We start from the raw sequence: 13282 nt of genomic DNA on the forward strand, positions 1-13282 counted from the left end.
AACCGTGGACCCGCTGATTAAGAGTCAGCTGCTCTACCAACTGAGCTAATCACCCGTCCAGACTGCTTCGGAGCAGCGTTGGCTGATTAAGGCGCCTGGACGGGTTTGTCTAGCCGCCTTTTCTCTAGCCGGCGATAAGAGGTCTCGACCCCAACCGTCGAGCTAGGCGATCGAGTGTCTTGAGGCTCGCATTGACCTGCTCGCACCGGACCTCCGCCACGCCATCAACCTCCATCAGATAGGTGCGGATGGGGCCGACATAGGTCATGGCTATGTTCGGGCAAGCCTTGCATGCACCGACGAGCTTGACGCTGACAACGCCCTCCGGGCTGATGTCGGCGATTTCGATATCGCCGCCATGGCCGAGGATCAGGGGCCGGATGCGCGCAAAGGCAGCTTCGAGCGCATCCAGCGATATGTCCACCCGGGCCGTCATGCCGCCAGCCCCAGTTCGATCTTCTTGGCTTCGATATCGATGCCCATACCGCGGGCAAAGGCCTTGCCGAGGATGTTTTCCTTCATCTCGCGGGTGATTTCCGGATAGCCGTAGCGCTCCTGGAGTTCCTCGGGCATCTCGAGATTGGCGAGCGTATCGATATAGGTCTGCACGTGCGGCCAGATAAAAGCCTCCGAGCCGTAGCAGATGCGATCGGACCCGACATAGAGCAACGCCTCACCGAGCCGCTCCAGCATCTTCCACGGCTGAAGGTAGTACTGATTAAACCAGAGCGGCAGGATCAGGTAGATGTTGTCGAACCGACTGGCAATCGAGATTGTCTCGTCTACATAGGGATCGCCGAGGTGATGGATGCCGAAATTCAGTTCGGGGAAATCGGCCGCGGCGTACTGGATATCATTGGGCTTAAAGGCCTCGACGGGCCCCAGTTCCAGTGGAAAGCCCTTGTGGAACTGCACCATTTTGATGCCGAGTTCGATCGCCTTCTCCCACAGCGGATAGGCGATGTCGCGATCATCCGCACGCCAGGAACAGCCGCGACGCTGATACTGATAGAACTTCATGCTGACAGCACCAAGCTCCTTGACCTGGCGCTCCATCTCCTCGAGCGCAAAATCGAGCCCGTGATAGGCCGGGTCGACGCCACCGGTCAGCACCACGCGCTTCGGGTTTGATCTGGCGAATGCATCGCTAAGTTCAACCGGACCGAGCCCGGCCCGCCAGTGCGAGAACAGCGGTACGGAGCAGGCGCTCGCCATGTCCGTATCCGAGTTCTCGAAAAGCATCTTGTTGCCCCAGTCGAGATCAGGGTTCGAGAAGGTCTCGGTTTCCGGCGGCGGCCCGCGGCGGCCCGTCAGGTTGATGAAACCAGCGATCTGCGAGCGCAGAAGCTTCACACGCCTGCCATCGCTTCCCGACTTGATCTGGTTGTCGCCGAAGTCCTGTGTATGGACCGCTGCGTCAAAAACAAACATCCCGTCTTTCATAGCTTACCTCCTTGAAGCAGATCGCCGCTTTCACTTGCGTCCTCCTCTAGTTAGCATGAGGTAACCCGTTCATTTCTTTGGAATAGTTGAAGATTGTTTTCAGGCAATCGTGGGAGCGGTCGCACGTTTCTGCAGGTAAAACAGGCCTCGTGATCAAGCATCCCGTGGGTAAAGTCCCACGGCTGAGGACGAGGACAGGACGTGACCCAACCAGGCAAGATCGAAACAACCAGGGGCCGAAACAGCCTCAAACCAAGTGACGAGGAGATTGCTTTTCTCAAGGGCCGCGCGAAATTCTGTCGCCTTGAGACAATCAGGCTCATCGAGATCGCAAAGGTCGGGCACTACACCTCCGTCTTTTCTGCGGCGGAGTTGTTCTCGGCACTCTACTACGACGCCATGAACCTGAGGCGCGGCGAACCGAAATGGGAAGATCGCGACCGTTTCATGATGGGTAAGGGTCACGCCGCCGTCGGGATCTTCCCGATCCTCGCTGACCTCGACTTCATAGATAGCGGCCTACTCGACGGCTATACGCGCCTTGGCAGCCCGCTCGGCGACCATCCGGACATGACTAAGGTGCCGGGCATTGATTTCAGCTCCGGCTCGATTGGTCACGCCCTTTCGGCCGGGTGCGGCATGGCATTGGCCGGCCGGATGTCGGACAAGGAGTTCTTCACATTCGTGATGATCGGCGACGGTGAGCTGCAGGAAGGGCAGGTTTGGGAGGCGGCCCTTTTCGGAGCGCACAACAAACTCGGGAAACTGATCGGCATCATCGATCGCAACGGCTATCAGCTCGACGGCTCGGTGGACGACATCATCGGCGTCGAACCCATCGTCGAGAAATGGCAGGCGTTCGGTTGGGAAACCCATGTTGTCGACGGCCATGACGTCGCCGCCGTCGCGACACTGCTGCGTACCCTGAAGGCGAACGACGAACGCACTCGGCCGGTGATGATCGTCGCCCAGACGGTCAAGGGTAAAGGCGTCTCCTACATGGAGACCGAACCCGGCTGGCACCTAGGCTATCTCGATCCTTCGGATGCCGCACGGGCAATTGCCGAAATCGAAGCGATGGAGATCTGAAATGAGCAAGCCGCTTTCCGACAAATCCTGGCAATACCGCCAACTCAATGCCGTGACGCCGGGTCTCGATGCACTTTCAGACGCGCTTATCGAACTCGTCGCCGCGGGAGAACCCATCGTGGCGGGCACGGCCGACCTGCAGTATTCGAACGGCCTTGCAAAGTTCCACGCCCACCATCCCGATCGCTTCGTTCAGTTTGGAATATCCGAGCAGAACATGGTGTCGGCGGCGGCCGGCATGGCTGCTGTCGGCATGAAACCCTATGTCGCAACCTTCGCTTCGTTCCTGGCCCTTCTCTGCTGCGAGCAGATCCGCATGGATGTCGCCTATTCCAAGCTGCCGGTTCGGCTCATCGGCCATCACGCCGGTATCTCGCTCGGCTTTTACGGCACGTCGCACCACGCGACGGAAGATCTCGCCATCATGCGCTCGATCGCCAACCTGACTGTGATTGCGCCTGCCGACGGCAACCAGCTCATGGAGGTCATCAAGGCCGCGAACGACTATCCGCATCCGATCTATATCCGCATCCAGCGCGGACGCGATCCTGAGGTCTATGCCGACCGCCAGCCCTTCAAGATTGGCAAGGCCATCTCCCACTATGCGGGAACCGATCTCACGATCATTGCCACGGGCTCCACGGTCCACCCCGCGCTCGAGGCAACGCGGGCGCTGCGGGCCGCGGGCGCCAGCATCGGCTTCCTCGACATGGCGACGGTAAAACCGATCGACGGCGACGCCATTCTCGAAGCTGCCGCGCAAAGCCCACGGATCCTGACGGTAGAAGAGCACAATGTTCTTGGAGGGCTGGGTGGTGCTGTCGCCGAGGTCCTGGCGAGTGAAGGGCTGCCCGTGAAGCTAACAAGGCACGGGATCTACGACGAATACAGCCTGATTGCGCCGCCGACCCACCTCTATGCGCACTATGAACTTGATTCGAAAGGTATCGAGGCTCGTGCCGTGAGGCTCCTCGAAGAGCGTGTGTGATAGAACTGCTGCTCGCCGTTGTGCCGCGAAGACCACTTGTTCGAAAGACCGCGGAGCTTAGCCCCGCGGTTTTTTTGCCGCCTGCGTCAGGCGATGCCGCCGAGGCAGACATATTTGATCTCGGTGAATTATGCCGCCGAGCGACACCTTGCGTCATTGGTTGACATATGAGGGGCAGTCCATAAGCTGGATATACGCCTTTGAGATCGATACCGCTTTCCGGGAGATAATGATCATGCAGGTGCCCCTCAGACCACCACGGCCATTCGCATGAGACGGTTTCTGCTGGTAAGCCTCGCCCTTTGCTTTTCGGCTTTGGCGACCGCCGCCGCAACGCTCGAAACCATTACGGAGCGTGGAACCGTGCGTATCGGTTACATCTCTGGTCAAGCGCCATTTTCCTCCGCCCAGCCAGGAACCGAGCCGGTGGGATATGCCATCGACCTGTGCCGCAAGATTGCTGACGAGATCGAACATCAATCTCCGCAACTGAAACGCGAGTTTGTCGAGATGACCCTCGCCGGCGGCTTCGATGCGGTTGAGAATGAAGATATCGATTTGCTTTGCGGTTCCATCACCGTGAACTTGAAGAGGCGGGAAATCGTCGATTTCTCACAGCCAATCTTTCTCACCGGCGCGAGCGCCTTGCTGCGCAAGGATTCGCCCAGCTACCTGCAGGGGCTCTTCCGCACCGGACCGACCGTTCACACCGTCAGCGAGCGCGCTGCTACAAACGTGATCGGTATGCGCGCCAACACGACGACCGCAGGCACGCTTCGCGAGCAACTCGCAGTCCAGGAATCGACGACGAGACTTGCCGATTTCAACACGCATGAGGCTGGGCTCAGGGCGCTAGAAGACCGCCGGATCGATGCCTACATCGCCGATCAGGTTCTGCTCATCAACCTTGCCAAGCGGGCACGCGATCCATCCTCGCTCGCGGTCGGAGATCGCCTGATCACGCATGAACCCTATGCGATCGCGTTGCGTCGCAACGACGCCGACTTCCGTTTATTGGCGGACCGCGCGCTGACAGACTTCTATCTGTCGGATGAGTTTCTGCCGCTGCTGGAGACCTATTTCGGAGGCGAAGCGCCGATGCTGCACACGCAAATCATAATGCAACACGTGCCATAGTTCGTGTGCGGCGCGCGGATACCACGGCATTCGGAGAGTTTCCGGTACAACTTCGAATCCAACGAGGCCATCAAAAAGGTCTCGCTCATTCCGTGTGCGGTGGCCTACGTGTCGTCGAGGTGTGGCCACTGGAGTAATCGCCGGCTTTTACAGCTGTTTGCTATATACCGGATCAAACGGCGTTTGCGCCGCTGAAAGGTCACGGTCGGTCTCGACGTCGCTCCCGCGGACGTATCGCAAGCTGCACGGGAAGCAGCCTGCTTCCTCGCCGAGCTTCAGATTATCCGCAACGGCCCATCTTCGTGATTGGCAATGCCCGACTGATGAGCAGTTCAGCCGATACATTATGCGATCAAAGCAGTCCCAGGGGTGACAAGAGCGCAGTACAAGCAGGATCGCGTCGGCGACGTTGGACCTCGCCACTTCTTCGAACTCCCGGAAGTGTCGCCCTGTGCGTGACCGCCAAATGCGAGGCCATAGCCGAGATCGCCCTTTTGCCGAAGGTCTCGCAAGCTAGAGCACAGTGAAGCTATCGTCGATAATCCTGTTTCGCCGCGTTTACAATTTCTGGACCCGGCGCAAATAGGATCGTCTCATCGTCGACATAGGCTGCAATGATCTTTCCACGCGGATCAAAAGTACAGTTCTCGTCGGCATGTCGGGAGTGGCGCAAGACATTGCGAGCACTATCAGACCTTGTTTTGCTCAATGAGCGCTTCAATGGCATGAACCGCTGTGGGATAGCCTGCAGCCCCCAGACCCGCCATTACCGCGGTAGCACGCATCGAGACGTAAGAGCGGTGATAGATCGGTTCACGCCGGTGAACATTGCTGATGTGAAATTCGATGATCGGGCCGGGAAACATCTTTAACGCATCCAGCAAAGCAAGCGAGGTGAACGTGAACGCGGCTGGATTGATGATGATGCCTGCAGCATCCTCATCAATCGCTTCGTGCACCCATTCGATAAGACGTTCCTCGCTGTTCGTCTGGCGAAATTCCACCGGCCGCTTTCCAGCCGCCTGCCTGCACCACGTTTCGATTTCGCCGAGTGTCGTGTAGCCATAAATCTCCGGCTCGCGTTTTCCAAGCCGGTTGAGGTTTGGCCCGTTGAGAATGAAGAGGGGTTTGGGGTCTCTCATGATCGCTTCACCGGTTACCCCTGGTAGCCCATGAGGCGCGGCAACCAGAGTACGAGGTCGGGAAAGAAGGTGATGAGCGCCAGGCAGAGCACCATCCAGCCAAGAAACGGCAACGCGTCGCGAATGATGTCGCGCACCGGCGCACCGGAAATGTTGGTCATGATAAAAAGCAGCAGCCCGTAGGGTGGCGTAACCAGCCCCAACATGATGTTGACGACTACCATGACCCCGAAATGCACCATATCGATACCAAGCGCTTGCGCGGTCGGGATGAATACGGGAACGATAATCAGGAGGATTGCTGTCCCCTCCAGGACGCAGCCTAGCAAGAGCAGCACGACGTTGACGAGCATCAGAAAGCCAATTGGTGACAGATCCCAACCCGTCAAAAGCACACGCAGTGTCTCCGGGATGTTCTCGATCGTGACAACGTAGTTGAAGACCAGCGAGCCGGCGATCAGCATGCCGATCGATGCTGTCGTCTTCGAGCTGGTCTTCAATGCGTCGTAGAAGGCCACCAAGGAAATACTGCGATAGATCACGACGGAAATGGCCAACGCATAGGCCGCCGCAAGAGCTGCAGCCTCAGTCGGTGTCGTGATGCCCGAATAGATGCAGCCAAGCAGAACGACCGGCATCATGAGCGCCGGAAGCGCCTGCCAGGTGATCTTCGGGATCTCGCGAAGCGGTACGGGGTCCTCCACCGGAAAATTCTTGCGCCGCGCGGTGATTGCAACCTGCACCATCTGCAGAAGTGCCATTAACAGCCCAGGGATCATGCCGCCGATAAAGAGATAGCCGATCGATGCGTCCGAAACGAGCGCGTAGATTACCATTGGAATTGAAGGAGGAATGATCGGGCCGATGACGGAGGTCACAGCCGTCAACGCTGCGGCATAGCTTGGCGTGTAACGCCCGTCTCGAGTCATCATGTTCTGCATCATGCGCCCGCTGCCCGCCGCATCCGCGATCGCAGAGCCTGACATGCCCGCAAATACGATGCTCTGCACCACGTTCACCTGGGCAAGGCCGCCGCGGAACCGACCAACGAGAACATTACAGAAGTTGAGAAGCCGCTCCGTCATCGAGCCGATGTTCATGAGCTCGGCAGCGAGCACAAACAGCGGCACTGCAAGGATGATATAGTTGGAATACATGCCGTTCAGAAATTGCTCGGCCACCGTTCCCATGTCGGCTCCGACAAGAAACAGGTACAGGATCGAACCAACGATCATCGACAGCCCTATCGGCAAGCCCAAAAAGGCAAGAGCCGTGATGAGGACAATGGTAAGCGAAAAAGGACTGGTGAAATTCATACGCCGGAGCTCGCTTTCGTGGGATCGAAAGCGTCCGGCGCCTTGCCGAAGGCTGCCTGCCAAGCAAGCCAGATGTAGCGCATGATCATTGCGACCGCAAAAACGACGTAGATCGAATAGAGATAGTCGAAGCGGATCTTGAGATAGGCTGTCTTCTCGACCTTCATGAACATGACGTAGTCTATGACGGCCGGCAGCGAGACGCCGAAGGCGACGACAAGAGCCACGGCAAAAATCAGCGTCATGATGCGGCGGGCACGGGCGGACGCGCTGGCCCAGAAGAAATCGAACCGGATTTCTTCACTCTCGCCGATCACGAAAACGGACCCGAAGAGCACTATCCAGATCCAGAGAGCAACGCTGACTTCGTGCGTCCAGCCTATGGAGAGATTGAGGACATAGCGGAACAGGATCTGCAACAGAAACACGACGAACATACCCAACAGCATGAGGGCCAGGACGTTCTCAGCCCGCCGGCGCAGCCACTGACCAAAGGCAAGCAGTCTCTCGGACACGGAATTCCTCCTCACCCAATCGGCCGGGTCGAACCCGGCCGGCATCTTTCTGCCGCCGATACGACTACAGGGCTGCTACCTTTTCGAGGATGCCTTCAGGCCACGATTTTGCGAGATCGGAGGAGAGATACTTCTCCTGTGCATTCTTCCGGAATGCGGCAATGTCCGGTTCATAGATGTTGAGGCCGGCTGCCTTGAACTCGTCGACCAAAGCCTTTTCTTGCGCCAGGTGCTGTTCCTGGCTCCAGGCCATCGCCTTATCCGCCGCCGCCTGGAACGCCGTCTGCTGTTCCGGCGACATGTCGCCCCACACCTTGCTCGATACAGTCAGCAGATCGTAACCGATCAGATGCGAGGTCAGCACGATCTGCGACATGACTTCATAGAACTTCATGTTCTTGACGTTCGGAAGCGGATTGTCCTGTCCGTCGATCGCGCCGGTCTGCAGACCGGTATAGACTTCGGCATAGGCCATAGGCGTCGGGTTTGCGCCGAGCGCGGCCCCCAGGAACTGCCAGGCGTCGCCACCCGGCATGCGAAGCTTGATACCTGCCATGTCGGCAGGGGTCGCAATCTTCTTTTCCGGTTTAAGCCCCACCTGCCGTGCACCGAAATAGGTCGGACCCAGAATATGTACGCCGAGTTGATCTTCCGCCATTTTCTTGAATTCCGCGCCGGTATCGCTGTCGAAGAAAGCCTTAAGATGGGCGGCATCACGGAACAGATAGGCTGAGGTCAGGACCGACCATTCGGGAATCTGGTTTGAAATATCCTGCGGGGCGATATTGCCCATCTGCAGGTTGCCGCGCTGGAGAGCCACCAGTTCCGTGCCCTGCTTGAAGAGCGTTCCGCCATAGAATGGCTCCAGGGTGAAGCTGTCTTTGATGGCATCCTTGAAGGATTTCATCATCTCGGCGCGGATGTCCTGCTCCGAGAACACCGCCGAAAACTTCAGCACAGGCTTGTCCTGTGCAAATGCGGGGAAAGCAAAAGCCGCGGTCGCCGCCGCGGAAACGCCAAGAAAGCGGCGTCGGTTGATTTCAAATACCATTGATTTTCCTCCCGTTGGCCGACCGTCGTTTGGCCGGTGACTTCCCACCTTCACTCTTCCCTCCTCGGAAGAGCGCTTTACTCATGCACGGACCAGTTAGTTAAAAAAGGCGCGGACAAGCGGCGAGCCATAACGGGAGTTTCTAATGTTCAATATCTCATGTCAAATAATTTTTATCATAGATTTTCGATTCCATAGGATATAATTCGAGGAAGGGAGGAAACATGATCGTCCAAAATATACCGTCGGAAACTGCGAGCGAGATGGCGTTTCGACAAATCCGGAGCGACATCATCGCGGGCGCATTATCTCCGCGCCAGAAGCTGAAACTCGATGACCTGCGTGATCGATACTCGGTGAGCATCTCGACACTCAGAGAAACCTTGTCGCGGCTTGCCACCGAAAACCTGGTGATTGCCGAAGGTCAGCGCGGGTTCCATGTCGCACCGGTTTCCGCGAAGGAGCTTCGGGATCTCGGTGACATGCGCCTTCTGCTCGAGAGTCATGCGCTTGCTCTGTCTCTCGCCGCCGGTGACCTTGAATGGGAAGCGCGCGTTGTGGCAGCCAGACACAAGCTTGCCGCGGTGGAGCAGCGTTTGTTAACCGGCGAGACCGACCGAACGCCAGATTGGGTGCGCTACGACTGGGAGTTCCATCAGGCGCTCGCGTCGGCTTGCGGCTCTGCGGTGCTGATGGAAACCCTGGCAACGACGTTCGATCGATTTCTACGCTACCACTTGCTTGCGCGCAGCTTCCGGGGAAAACCGGTAGCGGACGATCATCGCCAACTCTTCGACCTTGCCATGGCCCGCGACGTGGAAGGCGCAAGGTCTATGCTGCGCCAACACGTGGAGCACGGCATCGATCACGTGCTGCGCACCGGTCGGTTTGACTGAAGACTTCAACGGAGACGGGAGATTGGAAAAGCGAGAACAGGTATCGCGCAAAAATGACCCCGAAAGAACGCGAGAGAACATTCTGGCTGTCGCGACGGAGGAATTCGCCGCCCATGGGTTAGCAGGAGCCCGGGTCGACGCGATCGCGGAGCGAACGCGCACGTCCAAGCGCATGATCTACTACTATTTCATCAGCAAGGAAGACCTCTATCTCGCGGTCCTCGAGAAAGCCTACCGCAAGATCCGCTCACGCGAGGCCGATCTCCAGCTTTCCGAAATGCAACCAGTCGCGGCGCTTAGAACGCTAATCTCCAACACCTTCGACTACGACGAAAACCATCCGGACTTCGTCAGACTGGTGAGCGGCGAGAACATTCTCCGGGCCGCGCACATGCGTCGCTCCACCGAGATTGCCGACCTCAACGTCTCGATCATTCGAACGCTGACGGACATTCTGGAGCGCGGCAAGGCGGATGGAAGTTTTCAGCGTGAGATCGACGCAATCGATCTGCATTTGCTGATCAGCGCCTTCTGCTTCTTCCGGGTCTCCAACGCCCATACCTTCAGTACGATCTTCCAGCGCAATCTTTCAGAAACTGCCACGTACGAACGGCATAAGAAAATGATTGCGGACGCAGTAATCACTTACCTGCGTCTAGCAGTATAAATACCGCTCCTGATCGGAACCGAACTCGCGACCAGTTCTTGAGGTAGCTCAGCCCGGTGGACGTCGAGAAAAGCGCGTGTAAATGGGCGCCCGCAGAGCCATTAGCACAACCTAAAGTACGAATTGATAACGCTTCATTAACGAGTTTTCTAGCTGAATTTCCTCGCATAATGCATTCCTACGGTCATGACGACCTTCAAGATTTCAATCCAGATTTGTCATGACCAGGATCAATACGAACATCGGCGCAATTGCTGCGCTCCACACCCTCCGGTCGATCAACAGCCGGCTCGACACCACTCAGAACCATGTGTCCACTGGGTATCGTGTTGATGTCGCGGCAGACAATGCCGCCTACTGGTCCATCGCGACCACAATGCGTTCCGACAGTCGCGCCCTGAATGCAGTCCAGGATGCCATTGGACTTGGTGCCGCCAAAGTTGATGTGGCATACGCGGGAATGGAATCCGTGATCGAGGTCCTCACCGAGTTCCAGGCAAAGCTGGTTGCGGCCAAGCAGCCGTGCGTCGATAAGGCGAAAATCCAGAAAGAACTGGAACAACTCAAGAGCCAAGCCACCTCAATCGCGCAGTCGGCGAGCTTCAGCGGTATCAATTGGCTGCATGAGCCGCCGAGCCGCAACCGGCCGGTGTTGCCTCATGCCAGTTAAGTTTACGATGCCTCTACGAGGCTTGGCGGACGGCGATCCAACGCTATGGGATCTATAACCCGTACACCGGTCGCGGCGCCATTAAGGGCTTGCTTCCGCATGGTCCCCACAACGTCCGCGATGTCCTTGCCACTCATATCCTGAAGCAAACCGGGTCCTACGAGCAGGCAAGCTACGCCATCCAGGACACGCCGGAGATGGTTGCCAACCATTACGGCCGCTTCTTGCCACAGGACAAAGCAGCGCTTGCTGACAAGATTCTGACTCAGGTATGGGAAGCAGGTATGGGAAGCAGCATAGTCTCTGCAATTTTTCCCGACAACTTGATAGGTGTAGCACCTAGTGCTATATGAAGCGATGTCAGAACGGACTTTCAAAACGGCGTGGTTTTCCAAGACAGCGAAGAAAGCACGGATCTCCGACAAAGCCCTTTGCAAGGCGACTGAGCAAGTCGCACGCGGACAGGCTGACGATCTCGGTGGCAGCGTGTTCAAGAAGCGGCTCACGATAACATGCACCGTTCGATCATTCTGGCGAAAGCCGGTGAATATTGGGTGTTCGCCTATCTGTTCGCGAAGAAGGACCGCGCAAACATCGATGACGACGAGCTCATGGCTTTCCGGAAGCTCGCCGAACTCTATCGGCGCAAGACACAGGCCGAGCTTGACGCGGAAATCTGCGCCGGCGCCCTAATGGAGATTTGCAATGGCGACTAAGCGCAAGTTCAAGAGCGATGCCTTTGAGGCGATCCATAGCGCCGTCGAAGACATGTATGCGGCAGGCACCATCGACAAGGAAACCATGAAAACCTTCGATGAGACTTGCTTGTCCATCCCGCAGGAGCTGACGCCAAGCGAGATCAAGGCTCTGCGCGAGAATAATCATGTCAGCCAGCCAGTCTTCGCGCGCTACCTGAACACTAGTGAATCGACAGTGCAAAAGTGGGAAACGGGCGCGAAGCGGCCGAGTGGCCCGGCATTGAAGCTGCTCTCGATCGTCCGGAAACACGGTCTCGAGATGCTGTCTTAGAAGGACCCTGCCACGGAAGGGTGCGCAGTTCCAGCCGATACATTATGCGATCAAAGCAGTCCCAGCGGGCGGATTCCATTTTCAAATGCAACGGAGGCAAATTGGTCATCGTTTCAGGAGGATGGATGTGGCCCGCTCTTTTGTGCAGTTGAGTATGGATGAACGCCGCGTCATTGCGCGGATGCATGAGAAGAAGATCAGCCAGGCAGAGATCGCGCGGACGCTGCGCCGGGACCGCTCTACCATCTGCCGCGAGTTGCGACGGAATTTCTGGCACGATCGCGAGGTCCCCATCGCCGAAGGCTATTGGCACGTGACGGCGCAACAGATGGCTGCTGACCGCCGTCGACGCTACCGCAAGCTTTTGCGCGACCCGCTGCTTTGCGCTGCGGTCATCGATCGTTTGAAGGATGGCTGGTCACCGGAACAAATCTCAGGACGCCTACGGCTTATCAGTGGGTCCTCGGCGCGACTGAGCCATGAGACGATCTATCAGTACGTTTACTCTCCGGAAGGTCAGGATCAGCAGTTGGGACGCCACTTGCCGGAACGCCGACGCAAGCGACGCCCCCGATATGCGCGAAAGCCGAGAAGTCTCGTCTTTCCAATTGAATGCGCCATCCGTCATCGGCCAGACAGCGTCAACTCCCGCAGCGATTTTGGTCACTGGGAGGCGGATCTGATGATCTTCAGGAAGGAGCATGGATCGGCCAACGTGGCCACTGTCGTGGAGCGCAAGAGCCGCTACACGGTTCTGTTTCGCAACAATGACCGACGGTCGAAGCCGATCATGGGGCAACTGATCAGCCATCTCGGCGCCCTACCCGCCCACGCCCGGCAAAGTCTGACGTTTGATCGAGGCCTGGAGTTCGTCTCGTGGCGCGAGCTAGAAAAAGGCATGGGAACTTCGATCTGGTTCTGCGACCCACAAGCGCCCTGGCAAAAAGGCACGGTTGAGAACACCAACAAGCGTGTCCGGCGCTACCTACCGCCGGAGACGGTTGTCCTGGACGTGACCAATCGGGAGATGCGTGCATTGTGCGAGCGCCTCAACACTACGCCGCGCAAATGCCTGGGGTTCCAGACGCCGAAGGAGATCTTCAGCCAGCACCTGTTGGCTATGGACGTGCAAAGCATGTAGGCTTCTCGCGATCGTTGCATTCGATCTGGAACCACCAGCGCAAACACGCCCCAGCAACGGACATGCGCTGATGCATGCGCGCGATCAAAATTGTTCCAGGCTACAGTTAGAAGTTCAACGCGCTTTTGAGATCATGCAAGCCAACCATCAACATCATAGGGTCCGATGGCGAAGGCAGGAAGCCAACCGCCTCATAGA

Annotated in this window: 13 protein-coding genes and 3 pseudogenes; 10 read left to right on the forward strand and 6 right to left on the reverse strand. The window is 57.4% G+C overall.

Annotated features, from left to right (window positions below):
* Positions 1 to 124 precede the first annotated feature (124 nt).
* Together BLJAPNOD_RS00005 and BLJAPNOD_RS00010 are read right to left on the reverse strand one after the other, a co-directional pair.
* On the reverse strand, positions 125 to 436 hold the full coding sequence (locus tag BLJAPNOD_RS00005; protein ID WP_077505030.1) for a NifU family protein: 312 nt from the start codon (positions 434 to 436) through the stop codon (positions 125 to 127).
* The gene (locus BLJAPNOD_RS00010; RefSeq protein ID WP_244610857.1) at positions 433 to 1431 is read right to left on the reverse strand and encodes an amidohydrolase family protein; all 999 of its coding nucleotides are present in this window, start codon (positions 1429 to 1431) and stop codon (positions 433 to 435) included. Before BLJAPNOD_RS00010 ends, BLJAPNOD_RS00005 begins: the two co-directional genes overlap by 4 nt.
* 213 nt (positions 1432 to 1644) lie before the next feature.
* Between BLJAPNOD_RS00010 and BLJAPNOD_RS00015 the strand changes: the two genes are divergently transcribed.
* The 3 genes from BLJAPNOD_RS00015 (at position 1645) to BLJAPNOD_RS00025 (ending at position 4657) form a co-directional block, all read left to right on the forward strand.
* Entirely contained in the window at positions 1645 to 2532 is an 888-nt protein-coding gene (locus BLJAPNOD_RS00015) for a transketolase (protein WP_115418498.1), read from the forward strand.
* A gap of 1 nt (position 2533) precedes the next feature.
* The gene (locus BLJAPNOD_RS00020) at positions 2534 to 3520 is read left to right on the forward strand and encodes a transketolase C-terminal domain-containing protein (RefSeq protein WP_077505027.1); all 987 of its coding nucleotides are present in this window, start codon (positions 2534 to 2536) and stop codon (positions 3518 to 3520) included.
* A 270-nt stretch (positions 3521 to 3790) separates the two neighbouring features.
* Positions 3791 to 4657, forward strand: coding sequence for an amino acid ABC transporter substrate-binding protein (locus BLJAPNOD_RS00025; protein ID WP_115418499.1), 867 nt, complete (start codon positions 3791 to 3793; stop codon positions 4655 to 4657).
* Between the two features lie 689 nt (positions 4658 to 5346).
* On the opposite strand, the gene BLJAPNOD_RS00030 is transcribed toward BLJAPNOD_RS00025, so the two are convergent.
* The 4 genes from BLJAPNOD_RS00030 to dctP all read right to left on the reverse strand — a co-directional run bounded on the left by BLJAPNOD_RS00030 (position 5347) and on the right by dctP (position 8681).
* The gene (locus BLJAPNOD_RS00030; RefSeq protein ID WP_115418500.1) at positions 5347 to 5799 is read right to left on the reverse strand and encodes a type II 3-dehydroquinate dehydratase; all 453 of its coding nucleotides are present in this window, start codon (positions 5797 to 5799) and stop codon (positions 5347 to 5349) included.
* 14 nt (positions 5800 to 5813) lie between these two features.
* Positions 5814 to 7115, reverse strand: a complete 1302-nt coding sequence (locus BLJAPNOD_RS00035) for a TRAP transporter large permease (RefSeq protein ID WP_115418501.1) — start codon at positions 7113 to 7115, stop codon at positions 5814 to 5816.
* Positions 7112 to 7630 (reverse strand): TRAP transporter small permease subunit, encoded by a 519-nt coding sequence (locus tag BLJAPNOD_RS00040; RefSeq protein ID WP_115418508.1) that lies wholly within the window; start codon positions 7628 to 7630, stop codon positions 7112 to 7114. The genes BLJAPNOD_RS00035 and BLJAPNOD_RS00040 overlap by 4 nt, the downstream gene beginning before the upstream one ends.
* Before the next feature lie 64 nt (positions 7631 to 7694).
* Positions 7695 to 8681, reverse strand: a complete 987-nt coding sequence (gene dctP / locus BLJAPNOD_RS00045) for a TRAP transporter substrate-binding protein DctP (RefSeq protein WP_115418502.1) — start codon at positions 8679 to 8681, stop codon at positions 7695 to 7697.
* Positions 8682 to 8905: 224 nt separating this feature from the next.
* On the opposite strand from dctP, the gene BLJAPNOD_RS00050 reads away from it, so the two are divergent.
* From BLJAPNOD_RS00050 to BLJAPNOD_RS00080, 7 genes and pseudogenes are all read left to right on the forward strand, one after another.
* The gene (locus BLJAPNOD_RS00050; RefSeq protein WP_115418503.1) at positions 8906 to 9577 is read left to right on the forward strand and encodes a GntR family transcriptional regulator; all 672 of its coding nucleotides are present in this window, start codon (positions 8906 to 8908) and stop codon (positions 9575 to 9577) included.
* Between the two features lie 22 nt (positions 9578 to 9599).
* Positions 9600 to 10244, forward strand: coding sequence for a TetR family transcriptional regulator (locus tag BLJAPNOD_RS00055; RefSeq protein ID WP_115418504.1), 645 nt, complete (start codon positions 9600 to 9602; stop codon positions 10242 to 10244).
* Between the two features lie 220 nt (positions 10245 to 10464).
* Positions 10465 to 10866, forward strand: a pseudogene (locus BLJAPNOD_RS00060) (flagellin); the annotation flags it as partial.
* A 62-nt stretch (positions 10867 to 10928) separates the two neighbouring features.
* Positions 10929 to 11195: pseudogene (locus BLJAPNOD_RS35835) on the forward strand (hypothetical protein); the annotation flags it as partial.
* A 76-nt stretch (positions 11196 to 11271) separates the two neighbouring features.
* Positions 11272 to 11630: pseudogene (locus BLJAPNOD_RS00070) on the forward strand (type II toxin-antitoxin system RelE/ParE family toxin).
* Complete coding sequence (locus tag BLJAPNOD_RS00075; protein ID WP_115418506.1) at positions 11620 to 11943, forward strand: DNA-binding transcriptional regulator; 324 nt, start codon at positions 11620 to 11622, stop codon at positions 11941 to 11943. The pseudogene BLJAPNOD_RS00070 and the gene BLJAPNOD_RS00075 overlap by 11 nt, the downstream one beginning before the upstream one ends.
* A gap of 127 nt (positions 11944 to 12070) precedes the next feature.
* Positions 12071 to 13084 (forward strand): IS30 family transposase, encoded by a 1014-nt coding sequence (locus BLJAPNOD_RS00080; RefSeq protein ID WP_199565869.1) that lies wholly within the window; start codon positions 12071 to 12073, stop codon positions 13082 to 13084.
* The last annotated feature ends 198 nt before the right edge of the window (positions 13085 to 13282 follow it).

The sequence above is a fragment of the Ensifer sp. M14 genome (assembly GCF_003355565.1).
Taxonomy (GTDB): domain Bacteria; phylum Pseudomonadota; class Alphaproteobacteria; order Rhizobiales; family Rhizobiaceae; genus Ensifer.

Coding starts and splice junctions, on each gene's coding strand:
- BLJAPNOD_RS00005 (WP_077505030.1), bottom strand. CDS start 436: ATGACGGCCCGGGTGGACATATCGCTGGATGCGCTCGAAGCTGCCTTT.
- BLJAPNOD_RS00010 (WP_244610857.1), bottom strand. CDS start 1,431: ATGTTTGTTTTTGACGCAGCGGTCCATACACAGGACTTCGGCGACAAC.
- BLJAPNOD_RS00020 (WP_077505027.1), top strand. CDS start 2,534: ATGAGCAAGCCGCTTTCCGACAAATCCTGGCAATACCGCCAACTCAAT.
- BLJAPNOD_RS00025 (WP_115418499.1), top strand. CDS start 3,791: ATGAGACGGTTTCTGCTGGTAAGCCTCGCCCTTTGCTTTTCGGCTTTG.
- BLJAPNOD_RS00030 (WP_115418500.1), bottom strand. CDS start 5,799: ATGAGAGACCCCAAACCCCTCTTCATTCTCAACGGGCCAAACCTCAAC.
- BLJAPNOD_RS00035 (WP_115418501.1), bottom strand. CDS start 7,115: ATGAATTTCACCAGTCCTTTTTCGCTTACCATTGTCCTCATCACGGCT.
- dctP (WP_115418502.1), bottom strand. CDS start 8,681: ATGGTATTTGAAATCAACCGACGCCGCTTTCTTGGCGTTTCCGCGGCG.
- BLJAPNOD_RS00050 (WP_115418503.1), top strand. CDS start 8,906: ATGATCGTCCAAAATATACCGTCGGAAACTGCGAGCGAGATGGCGTTT.
- BLJAPNOD_RS00075 (WP_115418506.1), top strand. CDS start 11,620: ATGGCGACTAAGCGCAAGTTCAAGAGCGATGCCTTTGAGGCGATCCAT.